At 69.7% G+C, this 26,899-nt stretch carries 26 protein-coding genes; 11 read left to right on the top strand and 15 right to left on the bottom strand.

Going from position 1 to position 26,899, the window contains the following annotated elements:
* Positions 1 to 248 precede the first annotated feature (248 nt).
* From AB0I77_RS44945 to AB0I77_RS44930, 4 genes are all read right to left on the bottom strand, one after another.
* Positions 249 to 1,571 (bottom strand): hypothetical protein, encoded by a 1,323-nt coding sequence (locus AB0I77_RS44945; RefSeq protein ID WP_363288690.1) that lies wholly within the window; start codon positions 1,569 to 1,571, stop codon positions 249 to 251.
* Positions 1,561 to 2,193: a DUF6114 domain-containing protein gene (locus AB0I77_RS44940; RefSeq protein WP_363288689.1), complete on the bottom strand. Its 633-nt coding sequence runs from the start codon at positions 2,191 to 2,193 to the stop codon at positions 1,561 to 1,563. The genes AB0I77_RS44945 and AB0I77_RS44940 overlap by 11 nt, the downstream gene beginning before the upstream one ends.
* A 111-nt stretch (positions 2,194 to 2,304) precedes the next feature.
* A complete protein-coding gene (locus AB0I77_RS44935) occupies positions 2,305 to 2,937 on the bottom strand; it encodes a DUF6230 family protein (protein WP_363288687.1) in 633 nt (210 codons plus the stop codon).
* A 650-nt stretch (positions 2,938 to 3,587) separates the two neighbouring features.
* Entirely contained in the window at positions 3,588 to 4,568 is a 981-nt protein-coding gene (locus AB0I77_RS44930) for a tetratricopeptide repeat protein (protein WP_363288686.1), read from the bottom strand.
* A gap of 246 nt (positions 4,569 to 4,814) precedes the next feature.
* Here AB0I77_RS44930 and AB0I77_RS44925 point away from each other — a divergent pair, with 246 nt between their 5' ends.
* The gene (locus AB0I77_RS44925) at positions 4,815 to 5,432 is read left to right on the top strand and encodes a TetR/AcrR family transcriptional regulator (RefSeq protein WP_363288685.1); all 618 of its coding nucleotides are present in this window, start codon (positions 4,815 to 4,817) and stop codon (positions 5,430 to 5,432) included.
* 157 nt (positions 5,433 to 5,589) lie between these two features.
* On the opposite strand, the gene AB0I77_RS44920 is transcribed toward AB0I77_RS44925, so the two are convergent.
* From AB0I77_RS44920 to AB0I77_RS44900, 5 genes are all read right to left on the bottom strand, one after another.
* Positions 5,590 to 7,290, bottom strand: coding sequence for a methylmalonyl-CoA mutase family protein (locus AB0I77_RS44920; protein WP_363288684.1), 1,701 nt, complete (start codon positions 7,288 to 7,290; stop codon positions 5,590 to 5,592).
* A gap of 74 nt (positions 7,291 to 7,364) precedes the next feature.
* Positions 7,365 to 7,703, bottom strand: a complete 339-nt coding sequence (locus AB0I77_RS44915; RefSeq protein WP_363288683.1) for a DUF3817 domain-containing protein — start codon at positions 7,701 to 7,703, stop codon at positions 7,365 to 7,367.
* Between the two features lie 43 nt (positions 7,704 to 7,746).
* Entirely contained in the window at positions 7,747 to 8,256 is a 510-nt protein-coding gene (locus AB0I77_RS44910; RefSeq protein ID WP_363288682.1) for a MarR family transcriptional regulator, read from the bottom strand.
* Between the two features lie 75 nt (positions 8,257 to 8,331).
* Positions 8,332 to 9,480 (bottom strand): Ig-like domain-containing protein, encoded by a 1,149-nt coding sequence (locus AB0I77_RS44905; protein WP_363288681.1) that lies wholly within the window; start codon positions 9,478 to 9,480, stop codon positions 8,332 to 8,334.
* 70 nt (positions 9,481 to 9,550) lie between these two features.
* On the bottom strand, positions 9,551 to 10,573 hold the full coding sequence (locus AB0I77_RS44900; protein WP_363288680.1) for an LCP family protein: 1,023 nt from the start codon (positions 10,571 to 10,573) through the stop codon (positions 9,551 to 9,553).
* 196 nt (positions 10,574 to 10,769) lie between these two features.
* Here AB0I77_RS44900 and AB0I77_RS44895 point away from each other — a divergent pair, with 196 nt between their 5' ends.
* On the top strand, positions 10,770 to 11,687 hold the full coding sequence (locus tag AB0I77_RS44895; protein WP_363288679.1) for a biosynthetic peptidoglycan transglycosylase: 918 nt from the start codon (positions 10,770 to 10,772) through the stop codon (positions 11,685 to 11,687).
* A gap of 17 nt (positions 11,688 to 11,704) precedes the next feature.
* Here the strand turns inward: AB0I77_RS44895 and AB0I77_RS44890 are convergent, their stop codons facing one another.
* Together AB0I77_RS44890 and AB0I77_RS44885 are read right to left on the bottom strand one after the other, a co-directional pair.
* Positions 11,705 to 12,010 carry an MTH1187 family thiamine-binding protein gene (locus tag AB0I77_RS44890; protein WP_363288678.1) on the bottom strand — a complete coding sequence of 102 codons (306 nt, stop codon included), beginning with the start codon at positions 12,008 to 12,010 and terminating at the stop codon, positions 11,705 to 11,707.
* Positions 12,007 to 12,354, bottom strand: a complete 348-nt coding sequence (locus AB0I77_RS44885) for a DUF3817 domain-containing protein (RefSeq protein WP_363288677.1) — start codon at positions 12,352 to 12,354, stop codon at positions 12,007 to 12,009. The genes AB0I77_RS44890 and AB0I77_RS44885 overlap by 4 nt, the downstream gene beginning before the upstream one ends.
* Before the next feature lie 133 nt (positions 12,355 to 12,487).
* On the opposite strand from AB0I77_RS44885, the gene AB0I77_RS44880 reads away from it, so the two are divergent.
* The 5 genes from AB0I77_RS44880 (at position 12,488) to AB0I77_RS44860 (ending at position 15,542) form a co-directional block, all read left to right on the top strand.
* Positions 12,488 to 12,805 (top strand): DUF6191 domain-containing protein, encoded by a 318-nt coding sequence (locus tag AB0I77_RS44880; protein ID WP_363288676.1) that lies wholly within the window; start codon positions 12,488 to 12,490, stop codon positions 12,803 to 12,805.
* A gap of 85 nt (positions 12,806 to 12,890) precedes the next feature.
* Entirely contained in the window at positions 12,891 to 13,523 is a 633-nt protein-coding gene (locus tag AB0I77_RS44875; protein WP_363288709.1) for an AIM24 family protein, read from the top strand.
* A 1-nt stretch (position 13,524) separates the two neighbouring features.
* A complete protein-coding gene (locus tag AB0I77_RS44870; RefSeq protein WP_363288675.1) occupies positions 13,525 to 14,175 on the top strand; it encodes an AIM24 family protein in 651 nt (216 codons plus the stop codon).
* Between the two features lie 2 nt (positions 14,176 to 14,177).
* Positions 14,178 to 14,972 carry an AIM24 family protein gene (locus AB0I77_RS44865; protein WP_363288674.1) on the top strand — a complete coding sequence of 265 codons (795 nt, stop codon included), beginning with the start codon at positions 14,178 to 14,180 and terminating at the stop codon, positions 14,970 to 14,972.
* A gap of 93 nt (positions 14,973 to 15,065) precedes the next feature.
* On the top strand, positions 15,066 to 15,542 hold the full coding sequence (locus AB0I77_RS44860) for a MarR family transcriptional regulator (RefSeq protein ID WP_363288673.1): 477 nt from the start codon (positions 15,066 to 15,068) through the stop codon (positions 15,540 to 15,542).
* 212 nt (positions 15,543 to 15,754) lie between these two features.
* Here the strand turns inward: AB0I77_RS44860 and AB0I77_RS44855 are convergent, their stop codons facing one another.
* A complete protein-coding gene (locus AB0I77_RS44855; protein WP_363288672.1) occupies positions 15,755 to 17,173 on the bottom strand; it encodes a HAMP domain-containing sensor histidine kinase in 1,419 nt (472 codons plus the stop codon).
* The gene (locus AB0I77_RS44850; RefSeq protein ID WP_363288671.1) at positions 17,170 to 17,838 is read right to left on the bottom strand and encodes a response regulator transcription factor; all 669 of its coding nucleotides are present in this window, start codon (positions 17,836 to 17,838) and stop codon (positions 17,170 to 17,172) included. Before AB0I77_RS44850 ends, AB0I77_RS44855 begins: the two co-directional genes overlap by 4 nt.
* Before the next feature lie 154 nt (positions 17,839 to 17,992).
* Between AB0I77_RS44850 and AB0I77_RS44845 the strand changes: the two genes are divergently transcribed.
* A complete protein-coding gene (locus tag AB0I77_RS44845) occupies positions 17,993 to 18,658 on the top strand; it encodes a PepSY domain-containing protein (protein ID WP_363288670.1) in 666 nt (221 codons plus the stop codon).
* A gap of 161 nt (positions 18,659 to 18,819) precedes the next feature.
* On the opposite strand, the gene meaB is transcribed toward AB0I77_RS44845, so the two are convergent.
* Complete coding sequence (meaB, locus tag AB0I77_RS44840; RefSeq protein WP_363288669.1) at positions 18,820 to 19,776, bottom strand: methylmalonyl Co-A mutase-associated GTPase MeaB; 957 nt, start codon at positions 19,774 to 19,776, stop codon at positions 18,820 to 18,822.
* 40 nt (positions 19,777 to 19,816) lie between these two features.
* Positions 19,817 to 21,019 (bottom strand): acetyl-CoA C-acetyltransferase, encoded by a 1,203-nt coding sequence (locus AB0I77_RS44835; RefSeq protein ID WP_363288668.1) that lies wholly within the window; start codon positions 21,017 to 21,019, stop codon positions 19,817 to 19,819.
* A 150-nt stretch (positions 21,020 to 21,169) separates the two neighbouring features.
* Here AB0I77_RS44835 and mce point away from each other — a divergent pair, with 150 nt between their 5' ends.
* The 3 genes from mce (at position 21,170) to AB0I77_RS44820 (ending at position 26,876) form a co-directional block, all read left to right on the top strand.
* Positions 21,170 to 21,610 (top strand): methylmalonyl-CoA epimerase, encoded by a 441-nt coding sequence (mce, locus tag AB0I77_RS44830; protein ID WP_363288667.1) that lies wholly within the window; start codon positions 21,170 to 21,172, stop codon positions 21,608 to 21,610.
* A 233-nt stretch (positions 21,611 to 21,843) separates the two neighbouring features.
* Complete coding sequence (scy, locus tag AB0I77_RS44825; protein WP_363288666.1) at positions 21,844 to 25,758, top strand: polarized growth protein Scy; 3,915 nt, start codon at positions 21,844 to 21,846, stop codon at positions 25,756 to 25,758.
* Between the two features lie 182 nt (positions 25,759 to 25,940).
* Positions 25,941 to 26,876: a cellulose-binding protein gene (locus tag AB0I77_RS44820; RefSeq protein ID WP_363288665.1), complete on the top strand. Its 936-nt coding sequence runs from the start codon at positions 25,941 to 25,943 to the stop codon at positions 26,874 to 26,876.
* Positions 26,877 to 26,899: the final 23 nt, after the last annotated feature.

The raw sequence follows: 26,899 nt of genomic DNA, 5'->3' as shown, positions 1-26,899 counted from the left end.
ACCTCGCCCTGGGGCGGGGAGGGATCAGCAGCCACGCGCCTTGAACCTCTCCATCTCTCGTACACATTGAGTTCGCGAACCATCCAGCGGTCACGCGTTCCGCGGCCCCCTCGGCCACGCGGCGATCCTGGTACCACCTGCCCCACTGGCAAGGCCCCTCAAGGGCCTTCTACAGCGCTGAGGGCGCCCCCTGTGGCCAGGGGGCGCCCTCAGCTGTGTGCGGCTCCCGGATGGGCTTGTGGTGGGGCTCAGCCCTCGCTGCTGTAGACGCGCATCCCGGGGATGTGCAGGGTCCCGCCGAACTGGGCGGCCTGCGTGACCTTCACGTTGGTGAAGTAGATCAGCGGGAGGTTCAGCGGCGGCGGGCTCTTGGGAGTGAACGTCAGCGGGATCAGGCCGAACAGGTTGCCGGAGATGCTCTCGGTGTACATCACCACGTCGCCGCCACTGAAGGTGGACGTGGAGCCCTTGGCCCCGGCCACGTGGTAGGTCTTGCCGTTCTCGTGCACGAGCTGGTGCATGTCGCCGATGTCGACGCCGTCCGACACGACGTACTTCAGGACCTCCTTGACCGAACCGTTCGCGGTCTTCACCTTCACGACGCCCTTGTAGTCGGCGCCCTTCAGCGTCAGCGAACTGGCTTCCAGGTTCCAGGGCTTGTCGGGCAGCGGGATGGCGTTGTCCACATCGCCGCCCTCCGCGTCCGTGGCGACCGGGCAGTCCTCCGGGTCGGCGCTGGAGCTCGCGGAGGGGCTGGGAGAGGCTGTGGCGCCCTCCCCCGCCTCCTCGGCCGCCTTCTCGACGGCCTTGGTGGTGTCCTCGGCCGCCTTGGACGCCGTGTCGGTGGTGTCCTTCACGGTGTCGCCGACCGTGTCGGTGACCTTCTCGGTGGTCTCCTTGACGGCGTCGGACGCGTCCTTGACCGTGTCCTTGGCCATGCTGTCCGCGGCGGACGTGGAGGGCGAGGCCGACGGGGCCGGGCTCGCGCTCTCCGTGGAAGCGTCCTTGCCGCCGGTGAAGATACCGGTGATCGCGTCGCCGATGTCGTCCAGCAGACCGCCGCCGCTCTCGGAGGGCGAGGGCGAGGGGCTCGCCGGGGCGGCGTCGCCGGACCCCGCGTCGCTCTCCTTGCTGGGCGAGGCCGACGGCGTGGGCGTGGGCGCGGCCTTGTCGTCGGAACCTGAATCCGGCGAAGAGGTGTCGTCCGAGCCCGGGGAGGCCGACGGTGTCGGCTTCGCCCCGTCGTCGGCGGACGTGTCCTTGGAGTCCCCGCTCGCCGAGTCGGACGGCGACGCACTGGCCGAGGAACCGTCCTCCAGCGCCGTGAGGCAGTCCTTGTACTCGTCCGCCGTCAGGCTCTTCGACGCCGGCTGCTCGTCGGCGAGCGCGAGCGTGGGCGTGAACCCCATGCCCATGAGGACCGCCGTCGGCATCGCCGCCAGGGCTATCGCCTTGCCGGCCGGCACGTGGAACCTGGTGAACAGCGGCTTCTTGGGTGCCGCATGGCGCGGCCCGGTTCTCACACGGGACGCCTCCACGTCAGCCCCGTGGGTCACCTCGTCAGCCGGCACTGTGCCTCCCGTTCGCCCCGTAGACCGGGCTCGTTCCTGACAGATCCTTCGGCTCGCCCGCCCCGTTCACCGGCTTGAGGATGGTGGTGTCGGGGTCCGTACCCGCCGCGTAGCCCGTGCCCGCGCCGCCGCCCTTCCTGAACAGGTCACCGGGAACCGCGCCCTCGGGGGCACCGCCCTGGCCCGCGCCGGTCTCCGGCGCCGGCGGCACAGGAGGCTCGCCCGGCACCCACGACACGGCCATCGCCCCGCCGATGAGGGAGAGGAGGAAGCCGACGACGAAGCCGCCGAGGTTGGACACCGGGATGGACACCAGCGCCAGCAGGATCGCCGCTACGCCCGCGAAGGTACGGACGTGCTTCTGAAACCAGAGGCTGATGCCCAGGACGACGAGCAGCACGCCGATGATCAGTGACCCGGCGCCCGCGGTGGTGGCCATGGCCAGCGTCAGGTGACCGATCTGGAGGTTCGCGTACGGGAAGTAGACGATGGGGAGTCCGCCGAGCATGACGAACAGACCGGCCCAGAACGGCCGACCGCCCCGCCAGATGCGGAAGTTCCGCCGAAAGACCCGGAGGTAGTGCTCGTCACGACCGGGCGCGGCAGGAGTCTCGGCGCTCATGGAAAACAGCTCCCTGGAACGGCGTTGCTGTGGTGAGTGGTACTGCGGGTTGGAGATCGCTGGGTGGGACGGGCGGGGGCGCCACCGGCTCCCCCGCCCCTCAGCGAGTGCTCAGTAGCACTCTTTGACACCCTTCGACAGCGACATCTTCAGGCCGCTGAGCTTGAAGGTTCCGGCGGTGGTCGCCCACGCCGTCTGCTTCACGTCGACCAGCGTGGCCTTCTGGGCCTGCTGGCTGAAGCCGTACGGGTTCGCCGTGTCACCGCTCTTGATGCCCGGACCCTTGCTGAGGTCCTTGCCGGCCACACCGATGTCGATGTTCTCGAAGGTGGCGTCTGCCTCGAGGTCTTCGACGTCGATGTAGAGGTTGTCGGCCTTGACCGGCGTACCGCTGCCACCCGCCTTGAGCATCAGGCTGACCGAACCGATCAGCGGGATGTCGGGCGTGACCACGGACTGGCACATGTTCGTGAGCGTTGCGCTCTTGAACGCCGAGACCGCGACGGGGTGAGCCGTCTTCTCGCCGTTGAGGGTGTACCCCGAGTCAATGGCCCCGTACTGCGAGAAGCCATTGCCGACGAGCTTGTCGACCGTGACCTTGAACGACTGACCCGACACACTGAACGACGCCGCCAGGGCGCTGTTGGCCAGGGCTATACCTATACAAGCCGTGGCGGCCACGCTGGGCACCATCACCACAGCGAACCGCTTCCATCTGGTCCCGCCACGCACCTGGGACTCCATATTTCCTCCTTCTCGGACGTACATCTCCTGACCCTGGCTGCCCCTGTCTGTCGACGGCTCAGCCGGGCAGGGATGGGAGAAGTGCTACGTCCTCGGGAAGGAGAGCGCCTGCACTCGGAGGCGCGAACAGCGCACCGATCACCGGCGATCACCCCCGAGCGACAACCACTGGTCGCGCCTGACACGCATCACGCACAACCCTGCTGGACAGGCTTCGCCGAGTGGGCGAAGACCCCCCTGTCCAAGAACCGGCGACAGCGCCGCCGACTCTGCCCGGTGGGGACCCTGGGTTCCCGTATGACCCAACCGGCTGCCGGGGTACGGGAATGGACCGAGCGTGGCCGATCGTGGTGCATTCTCGCCGTCGACACAAGGGGGTTCGTTACTCACGGGTAACGGCCGGATAACCGAACAACGACCCAGCGGTCCCAGTCGGCGACGCTGGGTGTCAATCGGGGTCGGAACAAAGCTGTTGATCGATGGACAGAATCCGACAGATCAACGCCTCTGGCTTACTGGAAGTAACAGCGGCCGCGATTGCCAAGTTTTGGCAAAACGCGGCCGCACTGACATCCCGTCGGCAAATCTTTCACTCGGGCATCACAGGCCCCGGCGTTTAGCGACTGGTCAGAACCGGGCCCTCGCCCCGCTCAGAACAGGGCGCGCGCCAGAGCCCTGCGCGCGGCCGCCACCCGCGGGTCCTCGGCACCGACGACCTCGAACAGCTCCAGCAGCCTGAGGCGTACGGAGTCCCGGTCCGCACCCGCCGTACGCCGCACGGTGTCGATGAGCCGCCCGAAGGCGTCCTCCACGTGTCCGCCCACCAAGTCCAGGTCGGCGGCGGCGATCTGCGCCTGCACGTCGTCCGGCCGGTCGGCCGCCTCCTTGCGCACCTGCTGCGGGTCCGCGCCCTCCACCCGCTGGAGCAACTCGGCCTGGGCGAGGCCCAGTTTGGCCTCCGGGTTGCCCGGGTCGTCGTTCAGCACGTTCTTGTACGCCCGGACGGCACCGCCCAAGTCCCCCGCGTCCAGGGCCTGTACGGCGGCTTCGAGGAGGGCGTCGTACGGCCCCACCGGTACCGCGGGAGTGGTCTGGTCGGCGGCGCCCGGGTCGGCGTCCGGGTCGACCGTGAGGCCCGTCAGGCCGAAGCGCTGCTCGGCGACCTGCACCAGCTGGTCGAGGGTCTGCCGGATCTGCTCCTCGCCCGCGGCGCCCTGGAAGAGCGGCAGGGCCTGCCCCGCCACCACGGCGAAGACGGCCGGGATCCCCTGGACCCCGAACTGCTGCATCAGCATCTGGTTGGCGTCGACGTCGATCCTGGCGAGGAGGAAGCGGCCGTTGTACTCGACGGCGAGGCGCTCCAGGACGGGGCTCAGCTGCTTGCAGGGCTGGCACCACTCGGCCCAGAAGTCGATGACGACGGGTACTTCGGCGGACCGTTGCAGGACTTCCTGCTCGAACCCCGCTTCATCGACGTCGATGACGAGATCGGCCGGTGAGACGCCGCCCGTCCCACCGCCCTGCCGGGCCGCTTGGGCGCGGGCCTGCTCCGCCTTCGCCTTGGCCTCCTGGGCCGCCTTCACCGCGGCGAGGTCGACGACTCCGCTCATGGACATGTTCCGTGGCTGCATGCGCCTATCCTCCCCCGTTCCGGCGCGCATGTGAAAAGCGATGTGAAAGCCGGTCATGCTGCGTGGTGTCCGGCGCCGGGTCCCCACCCCACGCCGTATGTCCCGTCGCCCGTGTACGTCCGTCACGAGCTTTCGCTACAAGCTTTCGCTACGAGTCGTAGCGTAATGGCACGCAGTGCCTCCGGTACAGGGCACCCCGGTGATCTCCCTCACGACCCCACAGGACCCGGCGGTTATGGTCATGGCATGCACAGCCGCATACCCGCCAGTCGCACCGGGCGACCGCGCAACGCCGCCGCGGACACCGCGATCCTGGCCGCGACACGGGCTGCCCTGGTCGAACTGGGCTGGTCGAAACTGACCCTGGGGGACGTGGCGACGAGGGCGGGGGTCGCGAAGACGACCCTCTACCGCCGCTGGGCCGGCAAGAACGAACTCGTGGTGGACGCGGTCGCCGAACTCTTCGACGAACTGCGCCTGCCCGACTGCGGCACCCTAGCCGCCGACATCGAGGGCGTGGTCCTCCAGTTCGCGGCGATCCTGGCCCGCCCGGAGGCGAAGAACGGCCTGATGGCGGTGGTCGCGGAGTCGACCCGGGACGAGGCCCTGCGCGAACGCATCCGGGAGTCGATCGTGGAACGCCAGAAGCGGCTGGTCCTGGAAGGCCGGGCCCGCGCGCAGAAACGCGGCGAACTCCCCCCGGAAACCGATCCGGAGGAAGCCGCCCGCACGGTGGACCTGATCTTCGACGTGGTCGCGGGCGCGGTGGTCCACCGCACCCTGATCAGCGCGGAACCGGCCGACGAGGACTGGGTCCGCGGCCTGACGAAGGTACTGCTCCTGGGACTCGCCGGGGCGGACTAGAGCTGATTTCAGCCGTCAGGCGTCTGCTGTTTTCAGCCCGTCCGGCGTTTGAGGACGAGGCCCGTTCAGGGCCGAAAGCGGGGGTCTGGGGGCGGCAGCCCCCAGGGACGGGCGGGTAGGGGCGGCGGGGGCGAAAACCTGCCCGGCCCCCGGCCGGTCAGAACCCCGCCGGCTCCGTGTACACCCCCCACTCGTCCCGCAGCACCCCGCAGATCTCCCCCAGCGTCCCCTCCGCGCGTACGGCGTCCAGCATGGGCTCGATCATGTTGCCCCCGTCCCGCGCGGCGGCGAGCATCGCGTCGAGGGCGGATCGTACGGCGGCATCGTCCCGCCCGGCCCTGCGCGCCCCCAGCACCCGGACCTGCTCCCGCTCCACCTCGTGGCTGACCCGCAGGATCTCGAGGTCCCCGGTGACGGACCCGGTGTGGACATTGACCCCCACCACCCGCTTGTCGCCCTTCTCCAGCGCCTGCTGGTACTGGAAGGCGGACTCGGCGATCTCGCCGGTGAACCAGCCGTCCTCGACCCCGCGCAGGATCCCGGAGGTGATGGGCCCGATGGGGTGCTGCCCATCCGGGTGTGCTCTGAGCCCCCGCTCCTTGATCTGCTCGAAGATCTTCTCGGCGTCCGCCTCGATCCGGTCGGTGAGCTGCTCGACGAACCACGAACCGCCCAGCGGATCCGCCACGTTGGCGACCCCGGTCTCCTCCATCAGCACCTGCTGCGTGCGCAGCGCGATCTCCGCCGCCTGCTCGCTGGGCAGCGCCAGCGTCTCGTCCAGGGCGTTGGTGTGCAGCGAGTTGGTCCCGCCGAGCACCGCCGCGAGCGCCTCCACCGCCGTACGCACCACGTTGTTGTACGGCTGCTGGGCGGTCAGCGAGACCCCGGCGGTCTGCGTGTGGAAGCGCAGCCACTGCGCCTTCTCGGACCGGGCCCCGTAGACATCTCGCATCCACCGGGCCCAGATCCGGCGCGCCGCACGGAACTTGGCGATCTCCTCGAAGAAGTCGACGTGCGCGTCGAAGAAGAAGGACAGCCCGGGGGCGAACTTCTCCACGTCCAGGCCGCGGCTGAGGCCCAGTTCGACGTACCCGAACCCGTCCGCCAGCGTGTACGCCAGCTCCTGCGCGGCCGTCGAACCGGCCTCGCGGATGTGGTAGCCGGACACGGACAGGGGCTTGTAGTCGGGGATGCCGGCCGCGCAGTACTCCATCAGGTCGCCGATGAGGCGAAGGTGCGGCTCGGGCTGGAAGAGCCACTCCTTCTGGGCGATGTACTCCTTGAAGATGTCGGTCTGGAGCGTGCCGTTGAGCACGGCCGGATCGATGCCCTGCCGCTCGGCGGCGACGAGGTACATGCAGAAGACGGGTACGGCCGGCCCGCTGATGGTCATGGAGGTCGTGACGTCACCGAGCGGGATGTCCTTGAACAGGACCTCCATGTCGGCGGCCGAGTCGATGGCGACACCGCAGTGACCGACCTCGCCGAGCGAACGCGGGTCGTCCGAGTCGCGCCCCATCAGCGTCGGCATGTCGAAGGCGACGGACAGGCCCCCGCCACCATTGGCGAGGATCTTCTTGTACCGCTCGTTGGTCTGCTCGGCGTTCCCGAACCCGGCGAACTGCCGGATGGTCCACGTACGCCCTCGGTAGCCGGTCGAGTACAGCCCGCGGGTGAAGGGGTACTCCCCCGGCCAGCCGATCCGCTCGAAGCCCTCGTAGCGGTCCTGTGGCCGTGGCCCGTACACCGGCTCCACGGGATCGCCGGAGAGCGTACTGAAGTCGGCCCCACGCCTGCGTGCGGCGTCGTACCGGGCCTGCCAGCGCCGGCGGCCCTCTTCGATCGCGTCAGCGTCCATACCATCGAATTTACTAGGACGTCCTAGTAATTGTCGATCGCTGACCGCCGCACGTTGTCCGTACGGCGGTGCGGCTACGCCTTGACGGCCGCCGGAGCGTCCTCGGCGGCCTTCGCCTCCAGCTCGCGGCTGATCTTCCGCTCCACGAAGAACGCGGCCGTCGGAACGGTCCCGGCCAGCAGGATCCACAGCTGCTTGCCGACCGGCCACTTCGCCTTGGAACCCAGGTCGAAGGCGACGACCAGGTAGACGACGTACAGCCAGCCGTGCGCGATGGCCACGACACGGGTGAAGTCCGCGGCGCCGTCGATGTCGAAGCCGTACTTGGCGATCATGCTGAGGCACAGGAGAACCAGCAGGACACCGGTGACGTAGGCCATGACGCGGTAGCGGGTCAGCACGCTTTTTTTCATGTGGACGAGCGTAACCACGCACTCCGGGAGATCTTGCCCCGGGTCACTCCTGAGCGAAGTCCCGCGCCGACACGCGAAGCGGCCGCAGCATCGCGAAGATCTCCGCGCACTCCTCCGCGTCGTACGCCCCGAGCCCGAAGTCCATCGCCATCAGATCGCGGGTCGCCGCCTCGACCACCTCGCGGCCCTTGTCGGTGATGGTCGCGAGCGTGCCGCGGCCGTCGTTCGGGTTGGGGCGCTTGGCGACCAGGCCCGAGCGCACCAGGCGGTCCACGGTGTTCGTCACGGACGTGGGATGCACCATGAGCCGCTCGCCGATCTTCGACATCGGCAGCTCGCCCGCCTTGGAGAAGGTGAGCAGCACCAGCGCCTCATAGCGCGCGAACGTGAGCCCGTACGGCTTGACCACCGCGTCGACCTCGGCGAGCAGGATCTGGTGCGCGCGCATGATCGAGGTGATCGCGGCCATGGACGGCACGCTTCCCCAGCGCTGCTTCCAGAGTTCGTCGGCGCGGGCGATGGGGTCGAACGGAAGGCTGAGCGGCTTCGGCACGCCAAAGACCTTACCGGCCGGTCATATCGTGGTCAGCCCCGTCTCGCCCTTCGGTCGTTTCCGGCCAACCCGGATTCAGGTGGCGTTGGGCGTGCTCCACCGGGACCAGGAGACGTTCCAGTCGCCGTCCCCGTTGTCGAGCGCCACCGGCTTGGACGGGTTGATGACCCGGATGAGCGTTCCGGGTTCCACGGTGTTGTAGAACCACTTCGCATCCGCCGCGTTGAGGTGGACGCATCCGTGGGAGTTGTCGACCCGGCCGATGGCCGCGTTGTCCCAGGAGGCATCGTGGATGTACGTACCGCTCCAGGTCAGGTGGACGTCCCAGTAGACCGGCAGGTCGTAGTAGGTGGGCTTGCCGGGCGTGCAGCTGAGTCCGACGCTGCACGATGTCATCTGGGTCTTCGCCACCTTGTCGAGTACCACCAGGTAGCCGCCCCAGGTCTGGTAATGCTTTCCGCCAGTCGATATCGGAAGCGTCCGGATCAGTTTGCCGCCCCGGTAGACCGCCATGGACTGGGTGCCGGGGTCGACAACCGCCTTGACGTCGGAGTCGACCGCGAAGGTGTGCGTGTAGTCGCCGGTCGCCCACAGGCCCCGTCCGGCGTTCACACCATCGAGGTCGCCCGTGACGGTGACCTTGTCTTTCAACGGCCAGTACGTTCGGGGGCGGTAGTCGACACGCCGGTCGGTCACCCAGTGCCAGGCTCCGGTGACGTGGTCCGTGTCGCTCACGGACAGGGCTTTCTGGACGGCTGCCCGATCGGTCACGGGCTTGGTGAAGACGACGACGACAGGCTGGGCGTCCCCGACGTCGGACCCCGCGGCGGGGCTGATGGACTGCGCGGTGACGGTGTCGGCCGGATCGATCGTCTCGATGCCCAGGCTCTTGGTGACGGACTTCCCGGATGAGTCGGTGGCCGTCGCCGCCACGGTGTAGCGGGCGTCGAGGCTGAGCGGGTGGGACGGTGTCCACGTACCGGCCGATGCGTCGAGGGACCCGGCGACCGGGGACCTGTGCGCGCCGGTGACCAAGACCTTGGTCAGTTTCGCGTGAGCGACCGTGCAGTGAATGGGCTGATCCGGTTCCGCCCGGCCGGACGCGTCGGTGACCGGCTTTATCGTGATGCCGCTCGCCCCGGGCGACTGGGACGAGGCCGCGCTCGGGCCACATCCGACCAGCGTGAGCATGGAGACCGCCGCCAACGCGGCGAGGTAACTCATCGTTTTCAATGTTCTTCTTCCGGAATATGGTTCAAGACGCCAGGGAAAAGGGCCTCACCGGGAACTGCCGCTAACCGCCGGAGAAATCGGAGTGGGCATCGTTGTCGCCGATGGTGACTCGCTGATCGTTCTGTAGTTCCCCGAAGAGGGTCTTGGCCTCTGCCATGTTCCACAGCACCGCATCACCGGCGTTCGGTGTGTAGTAGTTCGCGTCCGCGATCGGGACAGTCAGCTCATGTCCTCGTCCACCTGAAATCCCCTTCAGGCCCAGGAACATCCGCGCCAGGTCGTACGGGCTCATGCCCTTGTCCACGCTCAGCGTCCCGATGCCCGCGTCGAGTGCCGGGTAGAGCCGGAACGGATCGAGGAGAGTGGACGGGGTCTGAGCCTGGTGTGCGATGGCGGCGAGGAACTTCTGCTGGTTCGCCACTCGGCTGAGATCCTGACCCGCCTCCTGATGGCGTTCCCGGGCCAGATCGAGGGACTGCCTGCCGTCCAGCTTGTGGCAGCCCGCCTTGAGATCGGCTCCCGAGGCCTGATCCACGATCGGCCGGTCCAGACACACCGTGACGCCACCGAGTGCGTCGACGAGGTCCACGAAACCGCCGAAGCCGATCTCCGCGTAGTGGTCGATGCGGATTCCGGTGTTGTATTCGACCGTCTCGGCCAGCAGCCGCCCGCCTCCCAGGGAGAACGCCGCGTTCAGCTTGTTCGTCGACGCCGGATGCCGCACACCGTCCGAGCCGGAGTACGCCGGTATGGTCACGTAGCTGTCGCGCGGCAGGCTGACCAGGGTGTCGCCGGCGGCGCCGATGTGCAGCAGCATCATCGAGTCGCTGTTGCCGTACGGGCCCTCGTCGTCGCTGCCGGTGTGCAGGGCCTTTCGCTGCTGCGGGGTCAGGTTCCGCCGGTTGTCCGAGCCGGCGATGAGGTAGTTGGTGCCCTTGCCCTGTGGGGGCCGGTCAGGAAGTGTTCCGAGGTTCACCGTGCGGTCGAGTTTCTCGTCCGCCCAGGCGTACGTGCCCACGGAGACCGCGAGTACCGCAAGGACCAACGCCAGTGCTCCCCAGGTGATTCTGCGGCGCCAGTTCAACGGGACCTCCCTGTTTGCCGGGCCCCAGTTTAGAAATCAAAAGCGGGTCCGCAGAAGGGAGTCACCGGAATCTTGACCCGCATAAGGGATATCTCTGACTGATATTTCAGGAGTTCCCTACCGAAGTCTTATCTCTCGACGCGCACATTAGGGCGGGGCCGAAAGCTGCCTCGAGTATTCCAAAGGGGAGGATCGCATGAGCGTCATGGCTGTCATGCCGCCGGATGAGCGGAGTTCCGACGGGCCACGCGGGCGGTTCCTGGCCGCCGGCGGCCTCGGCGCGGGCGCCGCGGTGCTCTTCGGCGGTGCCCGCTCCCTCTTCGGCTACGGGTTCGGCGTCACCGCCGCCCTCGTCGCCTTCGCGGCCGTCGCCGCCGTCGTACTCGTGGGCCGGGAAACGTTGCCGCGGTGGCTGCGCCGTTTCATCGCCCGTGCGTGCGTCCTCGGTCTCGGCGCGGCCGTGGTGCTCGGGGCGGCCGGAGGACTCGTCCTGTCTGCGGCCACTCCCTCGGCCGGCGACGCGGCGGCCCGGGTGCGTGCGCTGGATTCCGCCCGCAGCGTGAGCGACGCGGATCTGCCCACGCCACCGAAGGTCGCCGCGGCGTTGGTGGCCACCGAGGACGCCCATTTCTGGCACAACCCGGGCATCGATCCTGTCGGCGTCCTGCGTGCGCTCGAGGTCCGGCTACGCGGCGGCGGAGGCGACGGAGGGGGTGCCACCATCGAGCAGCAACTCGCCAAGATGCTCTATACCAACGGGCAGCGCACCCGTCGCGACCAGTTGGAACAGGTCGCTCTGGCCGTCAAGCTCGCCCATGACTACCCCAAGAGCCAGATTCTGCGGATGTACCTGTCCATCGCGTACTTCGGACACGGCTACTACGGTCTGGACGCGGCCGCACACGGCTACTTCAGGAAGGACCCCGCCCAGTTGGACTGGCCCCAGGCCGCCCTCCTCGCCGGTCTCGTCCAGGCGCCCTCCGCCTACGATCCCCTCCGTCACCCCGATCTCGCCAGACAGCGCCGCGCCGAGGTGCTGGACCGCCTCGAGGCCGTCGGCGACCTCACACCAGGTCGGATCAAGGCCTTCGATGCCACGCCCCTGGGCGTCTGAGGCAGGGACGCGTCCCGTCAGCCTTCCGCCCGCTCCCCCAGGTACCGCTCCACCGTCTCCACCTTGGAGTTGAGCCCGTCCGTCACCCCGGGCCGGATGTCCGCCTTGAGGACCAGGGAGACGCGCGGCGCCCGCGCCTCTACGGCGGCGACGGCGCGCTTGACGACGTCCATCACCTCGTCCCACTCGCCCTCGATCGAGGTGAACATCGCGTCGGTGCGGTTCGGCAGCCCCGACTCGCGGACGATCCGGACCGCGTCGGCGACGTACTCGCCCACGTCCTCGCCGACACCGAGCGGCGTCACGGAGAAGGCGACGATCACGACGTCTTCACCACGCCCTCGCGACGGGCGCGGGAGGCGATGACCGCGGCGTCGCTCTCACGCCGGAGCTTGCGCTCGGCGAAGAAGCCGCCGGTGGGCAGCACGGAGAGGACGAAGTAGAGGGCGGCGGTCTTCAGCGACCACTTCGTGCGGTTCCAGGCGTCCGCCCAGAAGATCACGTACAGGATGAAGAGAACGCCGTGGATCATCCCCATCACGGGGACCGCGTTGAAGTCCGTGGTCCGCTTCAGCACCGAGCAGACCAGCAGAAGGAGGAAGGACACCGCCTCGGGGGCCGAGACAAGGCGGAGGCGGCGGATGGCGGTGGCGGTCTTGATGTCCACGGGTCACCTTCGGTGGGAGAGACGTCGACGATTGTGAACGCAAGCACAAACGTTGCCCCATTGTGGCAAACCCCTGTGCGGAGCGCGGCCGGGGGGGTGGAAGCTGGCCCCGACGGCGACCCGAGGAGCGCGCGTGCAGTTCGTCTTCTTCATGACCTTGCCGGGGCTGGTGGTCCTGCTGACCGTACTGGCCTTCGCCGATCAGCTGCTGATGCGGGCCGGCCGGGCCGGTGTGCTGCCCTGGCGGAACTCGGCGCGGCAGGGCCAGATCTCCGCGACCGGCTTCGAGCAGCTGCACGCCTCCTTCTCGCCGGGCAAGCAGAACGAGCTCAAGGAACGCCAGAGCGCGCTGGTGATGCGCGACGACGAGGAGGACGGGGCGCCGCCGTGGTCCACCGTCGACCTGACCGCGGGAAAGGCCGTCATACGGCTGCCCGGAGCAGGCGGCTGAACCCTTAAGGGTGCGGTCAGGGTGCGTCTCCACCTCCGGGACCTGTTGGTGGAGGCCTGCCTCCGGCTACCTTCACAGCGTGGCGATGTTCCGACTGCAAGGCAGCAAGGTGCTCGCCGTCGACATGACCGGGGACGCCGTGAAGGCGAAGAACGGCTCGATGGTCGCGTACGACGGGCAGATGGCGTTCAAGAAACTCAGCGGCGGCGGTGAGGGCATCCGGGGGATGGTGACCCGGCGGATCACCGGCGAGCAGATGACATTGATGGAGGTGAAGGGGCACGGGACGTGCTGGTTCGCGGACCGCGCCTCGGAGATCAATCTCGTCGGTCTCCAGGGGGACAAGCTGTACGTGGAGTCGAGCAATCTGCTCGCGACCGACGCCGGGCTCAGGACCGGCACGTCGTTCACGGGGATGCGCGGGGCCTCACAGGGCAACGGGCTGTTCACGACGACGATCGAGGGGCACGGCCAGGCGGCGATCATGTCGGACGGGCCGGCGGTCGTGCTGCGGGTCAGCGGGCAGTATCCGCTGACCGTCGACCCGGGCGCCTACATCGCGCACCAGGGGAATCTGCGGCAGTCCTTCCAGTCCGGTGTGACGTTCCGCACATTCATGGGCGAGGGCGGCGGCGAGGCCTTCCAGATCCGGTTCGAGGGCGACGGCGTGGTCTACGTCCAGCCGAGCGAGCGGAACACGATCGCGGGGGAGGTGTGACATGGCCTTGCGTGAGATCAACTCCAAGATGGTCGAAGCCACGGTCATGCCGGGGCAGCGGCTGTTCAGTCAGCGGGGCGCGATGCTCGCCTACAAGGGCGAGGTGTCCTTCACACCCAACATCCAGGGCGGCCAGGGCGGCGTCATGTCGATGCTGGGGCGCCGGGTGGCGAACGAGGCTACGCCGCTGATGACCGTCGAGGGCAGCGGCACCGTGCTCTTCGGGCACGGCGGCCACCACGTCCAGGTGATCAACATGACCGGCGACACGCTCTACGTGGAGGCGGACCGGCTGCTCGCCTTCGAGGGCACGCTGGAGCAGGGCACCATGTTCATGGGCTCGCAGGGCGGAGTCATGGGCATGGTCCGCGGGCAGGTCACGGGCCAGGGCCTGTTCACCACGACCCTCCGGGGACACGGCTCGGTCGCGGTCATGGCGCACGGCGGGGTCATCGAGGTCCCGATCACCCCGCAGCGCCCGGTCCATGTGGACCCGCAGGCGTACGTCGCCCACCACGGCGACGTCCGCAACAAGCTGTCCACCGCGCTGGGCTGGCGCGACATGGTGGGCCGCGGCTCCGGCGAGGCGTTCCAGCTGGAGCTGAGCGGCCACGGCGCGGTGTACGTCCAGGCCTCGGAGGAGAAGCTGTGAGCATGTACGGGGCTCCGGGCGGCGGCCCGACGGTCTACGACCCCATGACGCTGCCGGTCGACGACAACGTCAACAGCTACACCTTCTGCGTGGAGCTCAAGGGGAGCCAGTGGTTTCTCCAGAAGGGGAAGATGATCGCCTACTACGGCTCGATGGAGTTCAACGGCATCGGGCACGGGCGGTTGGACCGTCTTGTCCGTACGTCCTTCCATTCGCCTCTGCACGCGAGCGACTGGGTCGTGGCGGAGGGCTCGGGCAAGCTGCTGCTCGCCGACCGGGCCTTCGACGTGAACTCGTACGACCTGGAAGAGGGCAACCTGACCATTCGCTCGGGCAACTTGCTCGCTTTTCAGCCAAGTCTTGCGCTCAAGCAGTCGATCGTCCCGGGTTTTCTGACCCTGATCGGAACCGGAAAGTTCGTGGCCGCATCCAACGGTCCGGTGGTGTTCATGGAACCCCCCATCCGGGTGGACCCGCAGGCGCTCGTCGGCTGGGCCGACTGCCCCTCGCCGTGCCATCACTACGACCACGGCTACATGAGCGGCCTGATGGGCGGTCTACGTGCGATGACAGGCGTGGGCGGGGCCTCCGGAGAGGAGCATCAGTTCGAGTTCGTGGGAGCGGGCACGGTACTGCTCCAGTCGTCCGAGGCACTGATGGCCGAGCAGGCCGCGGGGGCAATTCCGCACGAGGCGGGGGTGCCCGGCGGCGGGGCGCACACAGGCCCTTCACAGCAGGCGGGGCAACCGCGCCTTCCCGGACAGCTGGGAGACCTCCAGCGTCGCTTCGGGCTGTGAGCGGTAGTCTGCGGAGTGTGACGTCGAACGTGTGCGCGCCGTCACGGAAACCCTCACTAGTTCGCCTTTCAACCTTTTAGGTAGACTTCATTTATGGAGACCGAAACGGCCACGCGGTGGCTGACCGATGCGGAGCAGTGCGCCTGGCGCACCCACCTGGAGGTCAACAGGCTGTTGACGTACCAGCTCGAAAAGGATCTGCAGCCGTTCGGCCTGACCATGAACGACTACGAGATCCTGGTGAATCTCTCCGAGTCGGAGGACGTACGGATGCGGATGAGTGACCTCGCGTCCGCCACCCTCCAGTCCAAGAGCCGACTGTCCCACCAGATCACGCGCATGGAGAACGCGGATCTGGTGCGACGCGAGAACTGCGAGTCGGACCGCCGCGGTCTGTACGCGGTGCTCACCGAGCATGGCATGGAGACGATGAAGAAGGTCGCGCCCCATCATGTGGCGTCTGTGCGGAGGCACTTCATCGATCTCCTGTCCTCCGACGCCCTGGCGGAACTCGACAAGGGTCTGAAGCCCATCGCGGAACACCTCCGCGGCCAGCGAGCCCGCCCCTAGGGCCCTTCTGACGGATCTCCGTGGAAGAAGGAGCGGCGTTCGGTGCGTGCTCTCGGCGTGCCGGGCGGAAGTCCTCGATGGGGGTCCCCCCGCGCGAGCGAAGCCGAGCGTGGGGGAGGAGCTACTAGGGCTTTCGTCCGGTGCGGCGAGAGTGCGTGCCGGGCGTCGCGACGCCGCGGAGATCCGTCAGAAGGGCCCTAGCGTCGCCAGCGTCACCCAGCGGCGAGCGGCAGGCGGAGTTCGAACAGGGCTCCGCCTGCCGGTGCGTCACGGACCGTGAGCGTGCCGCCGTGGCGTACGGCGACATCGCGGGCTATGGCGAGCCCGAGCCCGGCGCCGCCGTCGTCGCGGCTGCGGGCGTCGTCCAGCCGTACGAATCGCTCGAAGATCCGCTCCCGGTCGCCCGCGGGCACCCCGTCCCCGTCGTCGGCGACCTCTACGACGGCCCACTCCCCCAGGCGCTGTACGGTCACGGCGATCTCCGACCGGGCGTGCCGCCGCGCGTTGTCCAGCAGGTTCGTGAGCAGCCGCCCCAACTGCACCCGGGACCCGGCCACTTCCGCGGCCTCCGGCGCCTTCACGGTCACGCCCGGCCGCCCGTCGGCCTCCTCCCGCGTCAGCGCGGCGAGGTCGAACCGCGCGTCGGCCGGCCGCTCCCCCGCGTCCAGCCGGGCGAGCAGCAGCAGATCGGCGGCGAGATGCTGGAGTCGTACGGTGTCCTCCACGGCCCCCTCCACATCCAGCAGCTCGGGATGGGCGGCGCCCACCTCGAGCTGGGTGCGCAAGGAGGCGATCGGGCTGCGCAGCTCGTGCGAGGCGTCGGCGACGAACCGGCGCTGCCGCTCCACCGAGGTCTGAAGCGCGGACAGCGTCTCGTTCGTGGTGCGGGCCAGCCGGGCCACCTCGTCGTGCGTGTCCGGCACCGGCACCCGGCGTGCGAGGTCCTCCGAGGCGGTGATCGCGGCCATCTCGCAGCGGATGCCCTCGACGGGACGCAGGGCGCGCCGGGTGACCAGCCAGGTCACCACCGCGACGACGGCGAGCAGCAGCGGGAAGCCGATCAGCATGACGGTCAGCGCGGTGCTCACGGCGCGCCGCTCGGCGGACAGGGGGGCGCCGGCGTACACGGTGAGCCGGCCCTCGTGCTCGGTCTCCACCCGGACGGCGGCGAAGCGGTAGTCGGCGCTCTCGCCGTCGATCGTCGCGGAGCCGTTGGTGAACTTGGTCCTGTCCTCGATCTCGGCGTGTTCGAGGGGGTCTTCCCCGCCGTCGGAGTCGTCGTCCCCCTCATCCCCCGCACCGCCGGTCGGCGCCTGCGGCCGCACCTGGTCGCTGCCCGTGCCGCTGATCCGCCGCAGGTCCTCGCTGGCCGCGACCAGCGTCCCGTTCTCGTCGACGACCTGGACCGGCTCTTCGTCCTCGTCCAGGGGCAGCTTGTCGAACGGCTTCTCCAGGGCCAGGTAGGAGGCGATCGACCGCGCGGAGCGCTCCGCCTGGGTGTCGGCCTGGTCGGTCAGGTTGGAGCGCAGGGACAGCAGGACGGCGGCTCCGGCGGCGACCAGCGCCACGGCGACGACGAGGGTGGCGGCGAGGGTCGCCCGGGACCGGACGGAGCCGAAGAGGCGTCTCATTGCTCTGCCTCCAGCCGGTACCCGGCGCCGCGGACCGTCTTGATGAGCCCGGCGCGCAGCTTGCGCCGCAGGGCGCTGATGTACACCTCGACGATGTTCGGGTCGCCGTCGTAGGCGAAGTCCCAGACGTGCTCCAGGATCTGGGCCTTGGACACCACCTCGCCGGCCCGCAGCACGAGCTGTTCCAGGACGGCGAACTCCTTGGCGGTCAGGGTTATCTCCTCCTCCGCCAGGAACACGCGGTGGGCGGCGGTGTCGATCTTGAGGTCGCCGTTGAGGTGCACGGGCGAGGCACCGGCGCCCTGGCCGCGGCGCCGGAGCAGGGCCTTGATCCGGGCGACGAGGACGACGTACGAGAACGGCTTGGTCAGGTAGTCGTCCGCGCCCGTGTCGAGGCCCTCCGCCTCGTCGTACTCGCCGTCCTTGGCGGTGAGCATCAGGATCGGCACGTCGTGGCCGGCGGCGCGGAGGGCGGCGCAGACCCGGTAGCCGTTGAGGCCGGGCAGCATGATGTCGAGGATCACGAGGTCGTACGACGCCTCAGTGGCCCGGTACAGGCCCTCCCGGCCGTCGTGGACGACGTCCACGGCGTAGCCCTCGGCCGTCAGGCCCTTGGCGAGCGACAGGGCGAGCCGCTTTTCATCCTCGACGATCAACAGGCGCATGCGTACAGGTTCGCAAAGTGAAGCTGAAGATCACTTCAGGGGGCTTCAGGTTCCGCTCAGCGTCGGTCGGCCAAGTTGGTTGACGTCGAAAGCGCGACGAAGCAAACGAAGCGAAACGAAGCGCGACGAAGCGAATGACTTTGGAGGAAACCCCATGAAGCGCAACATCGTGATCGCCGCCGTTACGGCTGCCGCCCTGATCGGGGGCGGTACGGCCACGGCTCTCGCGGTGACGGGGGACGACGGGGGAACGGCGCGGCAGGCGGATGCGCGAGTGACCGGGGACGGTGTGCGGGACGACGACTCGGCTGAGGTGTCCGGCGATGTGACCGCGGCCGACGCCATCGCCGCCGCGCTGCGGCACGACCCGGGTACCGCCGTCTCCGTCGACCTGGATGACGAGGACGGCGACGACGGCGCGGACGACAACGGTCCGGTCGTGTGGGAGGTCGACGTGCTCGCCGGGGACGACACCTGGCACAGCGTGCGGATCGACCCCGGCAGCGGGAAGGTCCTCGGCTCCCACACCGAGCGCGACGACGACACCGCCGAGGTGCGGGCCGCGCTGAAGGGCTCGTCCGTGACGGCGGCGGAGGCCGCTCAGGCGGCGGCCGGCCAGGGGACGGTGACGTCGGTGGACCTGGACGAGGAAGGTACGTCGAAGGCCTGGGAGGCGGAGACGCGTGTCTCCGGCAAGGCCGAGCAGGACTGGCAGGTCGACCTGCACAGCGGCAAGGTCACGGCGGACCGGGCGGACCGGGCGGACCGGGCGGACCGGGCCGACGACGGTGACGACGACAGCGACGGGGACGACGACTGACGGGCGGTGCGGGTGCGTGGGGGTGGGCGTCGGGTGTGTTTCGCCCCCGCCGCCCCTACCCTTCCCGTCCCTGGGGGCTGCGCCCCCAGACCCCCGCTTCGGCCTGAACGGCCTCGTCCTCAAACTCCCCCACGACGGGCTGAAAACAACTGGCCGGCGCGTCAGCCCCGCGTCAGCCCCGTCACCAGTTCGTCCGCCGCCCGGTAGGGATCCAGCTCCCCGGCGACGATCTTCTCCGCCAGTGCGCTCAGCCGCCGGTCCCCGTGCAGGTCGCCGATCCGCTGCCGCAGGGCGGTGACGGCGATGGTCTCCACCTCGCGCGCGGCCCGGGCACGCCGGCGTTCGGTCAGGACGGAGCGCTCCTCCATCCAGGCGCGGTGCTTCTCCAGCGCCTCGACGACCTCGTCGACGCCCTCGGCGCGGGACGCGACCGTCTTGACGATGGGCGGGCGCCAGTCGCCGGGGCCGCGGGACTCGCCCAGGCCCAGCATGTGGTTCAGCTCGCGGGCGGTCGCGTCGGCGCCGTCCCGGTCGGCCTTGTTGACGACGTAGACGTCGCCGATCTCCAGGATGCCGGCCTTCGCCGCCTGGATGCCGTCGCCCATGCCGGGGGCCAGGAGGACGACGGACGTGTCGGCCTGGGAGGCGATCTCGACCTCCGACTGACCCACCCCCACCGTCTCGACCAGGATCACTTCGCAACCCGCCGCGTCCAGGACGCGGATCGCCTGCGGGGCGGCCCAGGCGAGGCCGCCCAGATGGCCGCGCGTGGCCATCGAGCGGATGTAGACACCGGGGTCGGAGGCGTGCTCCGACATCCGGACGCGGTCGCCGAGCAGGGCGCCGCCGGAGAAGGGCGAGGACGGGTCGACGGCCAGGACGCCGACCCGTTTGCCCTGCTTGCGGTAGGCCGTCACCAGCGCCGAGGTCGACGTCGACTTGCCGACACCGGGCGAGCCGGTCAGGCCGACCACATACGCCCCGCCCGTCAGCGGAGCCAGCGCCGCCATGACCTCCCTGAGCTGCGGGGACGCCCCCTCCACCAGGGAGATCAGCCGGGCCACGGCCCGCGGCCGGCCCTCCCTCGCCTGGTCCACCAGCGTGGAGACGTCCTGCATCACAGCTCCGTTCGAAGGTCGGACGTACCGGGAACCGAACTCAGGCCTTGGGTACCCGCACGATCAGCGCGTCACCCTGACCTCCGCCCCCGCACAGCGCCGCCGCACCCACACCGCCGCCGCGCCGCTTCAGCTCCAGCGCCAGGTGCAGGACGAGGCGGGCGCCGGACATGCCGATCGGGTGGCCGAGGGCGATGGCGCCGCCGTTGACGTTCACCTTTTCCGTGGAAATTCCGAGGTCCTTCATTGACTGGACCGCTACGGCGGCGAAGGCCTCGTTGATCTCGATGAGGTCCAGGTCCGAGACGTCCAGGCCCTCCTTCTTGAGGGCGTGCTGGATGGCGTTGGACGGCTGGGACTGGAGGGAGTTGTCCGGACCGGCCACATTGCCGTGGGCGCCGATCTCCGCGATCCACTCCAGGCCGAGCTCCTGCGCCTTGGTCTTGCTCATCACGACGACCGCGGCGGCACCGTCGGAGATCTGCGACGAGGAACCCGCCGTGATCGTTCCGTCCTTCGTGAACGCCGGGCGCAGCTTGCCCAGCGACTCGGCGGTGGTGTCGCCGCGGATGCCCTCGTCCTTGCTGAAGACGACCGGCTCGCCCTTGCGCTGCGGGATCTCCACCGGCGTGATCTCGGCCTCGAAGACGCCGTTCTTCTGCGCGGCGGCGGCACGCTGATGGCTCAACGCGGCGATCTCGTCCTGCTCGGGGCGCGCGATGCCGAGGCGCGTGTTGTGCTTCTCCGTCGACTCGCCCATGGCGATGTTCTCGAAGGCGTCGGTCAGACCGTCGTACGCCATGGCGTCGAGCATCTCGATCGCGCCGTACTTGAAGCCCTCGCGGGACTTCGGCAGCAGGTGGGGGGCGTTGGTCATGGACTCCTGGCCGCCGGCGACGATCACGTCGAACTCACCGGCGCGGATCAGCTGGTCGGCGAGCGCGACGGCGTCGAGGCCCGACAGACACACCTTGTTGATGGTCAGCGCCGGGACACTCATCGGGATGCCGGCCTTGACGGCGGCCTGGCGTGCCGGGATCTGCCCTGTCCCGGCCTGGAGCACCTGGCCCATGATCACGTACTGCACCTGGTCGCCGCCGATCCCCGCGCGGTCGAGGGCTGCCTTGATCGCGAAGCCGCCGAGGTCGGCTCCGGAGAAGGACTTGAGCGAGCCCAGCAACCGTCCCATGGGCGTGCGGGCGCCCGCGACGATCACCGAGGTCGTGCTGTTCGAACCGGTCATGATCTGCGATCCCCTTACCGGCCTGCACTGGCCGAGGAGTGAACGAGGGTTTACTTCGAATGTACTGAGCGGTAGTCCACCCCGTCATCGGGCTGTCAGTGTGATCGCGCGCACGTTGCGTAACCACCTCCGTCGCGCTGCACTGAATTCATGCTGACGCGAATCGACCACATCGGGATCGCCTGTCACGACCTCGACGCGACCGTCGAGTTCTACCGGGCCACCTACGGCTTCGAGGTGTACCACTCCGAGATCAACGAGGAGCAGGGCGTGCGCGAGGCCATGCTCAAGATCAACGATACGTCCGACGGCGGGGCTTCGTACCTCCAGCTCCTGGAGCCCACCCGGGAGGACTCCGCCGTGGGCAAGTGGCTCGCGAAGAACGGAGAGGGGGTCCACCACATCGCCTTCGGTACGGCGGACGTGGACGCGGACGCCGCCGACATCAAGGAGAAGGGCGTACGCGTTCTGTACGAAGAGCCGCGACGCGGCTCCATGGGGTCACGGATCACCTTCCTGCACCCCAAGGATTGCCATGGCGTACTGACAGAACTGGTCACTTCGGCGCCTGTTGAGTCACCTGAGCACTGACCCTCGTACATAGGGGCCGGTAGGGTTGGGGGCGGTCGCCGCTCCACCACGGCGATCGTGGTCCTGCCGTGACGGCAGGACCTGGCCGGGGTTCCGGGTTTCGGGGGGCGAGCGTCGGGGCAGCAGCCCGTGCTCCGCCGTTGATCTGACACCATTCCCCGGGGGCCCCGTTCGGCGGATGGACAGGGCTCGTATGGAGTGACTTGCGACCAGGGGACGGATGGGACCGCGCAGTGCGGGGCTACGAGAGCCAGGAGCGGGAGCCGGCGGCTGACGTCGACCACCTCACTCGGTTCGAAGCCGAGATGAAGCGGCTGAAGACCGAGCGGGAAAAGGCGATCCAGCACGCCGAGGACCTCGGCTACCAGGTCGAGGTGCTGCGCGCCAAGTTGCACGAGGCGCGGCGCACCATCATGTCCCGGCCCGCCTTCGACGGCGGCGACCTCGGATATCAGGCCGAGCAGTTGCTGCGCAACGCCCAGATGCAGGCCGACCAGCTGCGTCAGGAGGCCGAGCGCGAGCTGAGCCAGGCCCGGGCGCAGACCCAGCGCATCCTCCAGGAGCACGCCGAGCAGGCCGCCCGCCTCCAGGCGGAGCTGCACCAGGAGGCGGTCACCCGGCGCCAGCAGCTCGACCAGGAGCTGTCAGAGCGCCGGCAGACCGTCGAGTCGCACGTCAACGAGAACGTGGCGTGGGCCGAGCAGCTGCGGGCCCGCAGCGAGCAGCAGGCCCGCCGGCTCCTCGACGAGTCCCGTGCCGAGGCCGAGCAGGCCATGTCGGCGGCGCGTGCCGAGGCCGAGCGGGTGACCTCCGAGGCCCGGCAGCGGCTCCAGAGCGAGGCCGAGTCGGCCCGCGCCGAGGCCGAGCAGCTGCTGCGCCGTGCCCGCACGGACGCCGAGCGGCTGCTGAACGCCGCCTCCACCCAGGCCCAGGAGGCCACCGACCACGCCGAGCAGCTGCGTACCTCCACCACGTCGGAGTCGGAGGCGGCCCGCCGCGAGGCCCAGGAGCTGAGCCGGACCGCCGAGCAGCGGATGACTCAGGCCGACGCGGCGCTGCGCGAGGCGCGCAGCGAGGCGGAGAAGCTGGTCGCGGAGGCCAAGGCCGCCGCCGAGAAGGCGCTCTCCAGCGCGGAATCGGCGAACGAACAGCGCACGCGTACGGCGAAGGAGCAGGTCGCCCGGCTGGTCACCGAGGCCACCAAGGAGGCCGAGGCCACCAAGTCGGACGCCGAGCAGCTCGTCGCCGACGCCCGTGCCGAGGCCGAGAAGCTGCTGGCCGAGGCCGCCGAGAAGGCCCGCACCCTCACGGCCGAGGAGAGCGCGACCCAGCTGTCGAAGGCGGCCAAGACGGCCGAGGAGGTCCTCAACAAGGCACAGGAGGACGCGCGCGGCACCACCAAGGCGGCGGCCGAGGAGGCCGAGCGGATCCGCACGGAGGCCGAGACCGAGGCGGACCGGCTGCGGGCCGAGGCGCACGACATCGCCGAGCAGCTCAAGGGCGCGGCGAAGGACGACACCAAGGAGTACCGCGCCAAGACGGTCGAGCTCCAGGAAGAGGCCCGCCGACTGCGCGGCGACGCCGAGCAGCTGCGTGCCGACGCGGTCGCCGAGGGCGAGAAGATCCGCGCGGAGGCCCGCAAGGAGGCCGTCCAGCAGATCGAGGAGGCGGCCAGGACCGCCGAGGAACTGCTCGCGAAGTCCAGGCAGGACGCGGACGAGCTGCGCCAGAAGGCCACGACGGACAGCGAGAAGGTCCGCACCGAGGCCATCGAGCGGGCGACGACGCTGCGCCGGCAGGCCGAGGAGACCCTGGACCGCACCCGCAAGGAGGCCGAGCGCCACCGCGCCGAGGTCGTCGAGCAGTCCGAGGGCATCAAGGCCGACGCCGAGCGGGCCGCGCTCGAGCTGCACGAGGAGACCGAGCAGGCCATAGAGGCCCGCCGCCGGGAGGCCGCCGAGGAACTGACCCGGCTGCACACCGAGGCCGAGGAGCGCCTCGCCGCCGCCGAGCAGGCGCTGTCCGACGCCCGTGAGGAGGCCGTTCGGCTGCGCCGCGAGGCCGCCGAGGAGACCGAGCGGCAGCGGGCCGAGGCCGCCGAGCGGATCCGTACGCTCCAGCAGCAGGCCGAGTCGGAGGCCGAGCGGCTGCGCGACGAGGCGGCGTCCGACGCGTCCGCCTCGCGGGCCGAGGGCGAGGCCGTCGCCGTACGCCTGCGGTCGGAGGCCGCGTCCGAGGCCGAGCGGCTGAAGTCGGAGGCCCAGGACACCGCCGACCGGGTCCGCGCCGAGGCGCAGGCCGCGGCGGAGCGGCTGGCGACGGAGGCGTCGCAGGCGCTGGCCGCCGCGCAGGAGGAGGCCAACCGGCGTCACCGCGAGGCCGAGGAGTACCTGGGCTCGGCCCGGCAGGAGGCCGACCAGGAGCGCGAGCGGGCCCGCGAGCAGAGCGAGGAGCTGCTGGCCTCGGCGCGCAAGCGCGTGGAGGAGGCGCAGGCCGAGGCCGTACGCCTGGTCGAGGAGGCCGACCGGCGCGCCTCCGAGATGGTGTCGGCCGCCGAGCAGCACGCCCAGCAGGTGCGGGACTCGGTCGCCGGGCTGCACGAGCAGGCCCAGGAGGAGATCACCGGGCTGCGCAGTGCCGCCGAGCACGCGGCGGACCGTACCCGGCGCGAGGCCCAGGAGGAGGCGGACCGCGTCCGCACCGACGCCTACGCCGAGCGGGAGCGGGCGAGCGACGACGCGAACCGGCTCCGGCGCGAGGCGAGCGAGGAGTCCGAGGCCGCCAAGGCGCTCGCTGAGCGCACGATGTCGGATGCGATCGCGGAGGCGGAGCGGCTGCGGTCGGAGGCGTCCGAGCACGCCCAGCGGGCGCGTACGCAGGCCTCCGAGACCATCGCCGAGGCCGACCAGGCCGCGGGGCGCACCCGGGCGGACGCCCGCGAGGACGCCAACCGCATCCGGTCGGACGCGGCGACGCAGGCGGACACCCTCATCACCGAGGCGCGCAACGAGGCCGAGCGGCTCACCACGGAGACGATCGCCGAGGCGGAGCGGCTGCGCTCGGAGACGATCACGGAAGCGGAGCGGCTGCGTTCGGAGACGATCGCGGAGGCCGAGCGGGTCCGGGCCGAGTCGATCGCCAAGGCCGAGCGGCTGATCGGGGAGGCCTCCGGGGACGCGGAGCGGCTGCGGGCCGAGGCCGCCGAGACGGTCGGGTCCGCGCAGCAGCACGCCGAGCGGATCCGCAGCGAGTCCGCGCGGGTCAGGTCCGAGGCGGCGGCGGAGGCCGAGCGCCTGGTCAACGCCGCGCGCGAGGAGGCCGAGCGCACCCTCGACGAGGCCCGCCAGGCCGCCCACAAGCGGCGCTCCGAGGCGGCCGAGCAGGTCGACAAGCTCATTTCGGAGACCACGGCCGAGGCCGACAAGCTGCTCACCGAAGCGCAGCAGCAGGCGCTCAAGACGACGGCGGACGCGGAGTCCCAGGCCGACACCATGGTCGGCGCGGCCCGCACCGAGGCCGACCGGCTGGTGTCCGAGGCGACGGTCGAGGGCAACTCGAGGGTGGAGAAGGCCCGTACGGACGCGGACGAACTGCTCGTCGGTGCCCGCCGGGACGCGACCGCGATCAGGGAGCGCGCGGAGGAGCTGCGCGACCGCATCACGAACGAGATCGAGGGTCTGCACGAGCGGGCCCGCCGGGAGTCCGCCGAGACGATGAAGTCGGCGGGCGACCGCTGCGACGCGCTCATCAAGGCCGCCGAGGAGCAGCTGGCGAAGGCGCAGGCGAAGGCCAAGGAGCTGGTGTCGGAGGCCAATTCCGAGGCCGGCAAGGTGCGCATCGCCGCCGTCCGGAAGGCCGAGGGGCTCCTGAAGGAGGCCGAGCAGAAGAAGGCGACGCTCGTGCGGGAGGCCGAGGAGCTCAAGGCCGAGGCGATCCGCGAGGCGAAGCGCACGGTCGAGGAGGGCAAGCGCGAGCTGGAGATCCTCGTCCGCCGCCGCGAGGACATCAATGCCGAGATCTCCCGTGTCCAGGACGTCCTGGAGGCGTTGGAGTCCTTCGAGGCTCCGTCGGCGGCCAAGGACAACGGAGTCAAGGCCGGCGCCGCGGTGGGTGCCCCTCGTTCGGGTGGCAAGTCGTCAGACGGCTAGCATGGGCATCGGTTTGAGGGGTGTTCTGGGGCCTTTGACCAAGTCTTTGGCAAGCCCTCCTATGGTGAGCCACCCAAAAGGGGTCCCAATTGCAGATCAAACACGTATCCGCTCGATGACACACCGCTTCGGCCCCTAGGATTCCCCCTATCACCTCACCGGTCTCATTCGACAGGAACCCCATGAGCGACACTTCCCCCTACGGCTTCGAGCTTGTGCGGCGTGGGTACGACCGCGCTCAGGTGGACGAACGGATCTCGAAGCTCGTCTCCGATCGTGACAGCGCTCTCGCCCGCATCACCGCTCTGGAAAAGCGCATCGAGGAGCTCCACCTCGAAACGCAGAACGCCCAGGCTCAGGTAACCGATGCCGAGCCGTCGTACGCCGGTCTCGGCGCGCGTGTCGAGAAGATCCTCCGCCTCGCCGAGGAAGAGGCCAAGGATCTGCGCGAGGAGGCCCGTCGCGCGTCCGAGCAGCACCGTGAGCTCGCCGAGTCGGCCGCCCAGCAGGTGCGCAACGACGCAGAATCGTTCGCTGCGGACCGCAAGGCCAAGGCGGAGGACGAGGGCGTCCGGATCGTCGAGAAGGCCAAGAACGAGGCCTCTACGCTGCGTCAGGAGGCGCAGAAGGACGCGCAGCAGAAGCGTGAGGAGGCGGACGCCCTCTTCGAGGAGACCCGCGCCAAGGCCGCGCAGGCCGCCGCCGACTTCGAGACGAACCTCGCCAAGCGCCGCGAGCAGTCCGAGCGCGACCTGGCCTCTCGCCAGGCCAAGGCGGAGAAGCGGCTCGCGGAGATCGAGCACCGGGCGGAGCAGCTGCGCCTGGAGGCGGAGAAGCTGCGCACCGACGCCGAGCGCCGTGCCCGTCAGACCGTCGAGACGGCGCAGCGCCAGTCCGAGGACATCGTGGCCGACGCCAACGCCAAGGCGGACCGCATCCGTTCGGAGTCCGAGCGGGAGCTGGCGGCTCTCACCAACCGTCGCGACTCCATCAACGCCCAGCTGACGAACGTGCGCGAGATGCTCGCCACGCTCACGGGCGCCGCGGTGGCCGCGGCCGGTACGCCGGCCGAGGACGAGCCGATCTCTCGCGGGGTGCCCGCGCAGCAGACCCGGTAAGTGTGTGAAGCGGTGAAGTAGTA

The sequence above is a fragment of the Streptomyces sp. NPDC050619 genome, assembly GCF_040654815.1.
Classification (GTDB): Bacteria; Actinomycetota; Actinomycetes; order Streptomycetales; family Streptomycetaceae; genus Streptomyces.
Note: the sequence above shows the minus strand (reverse complement) of the source record. Positions and strands in the feature narration are given on the sequence as shown.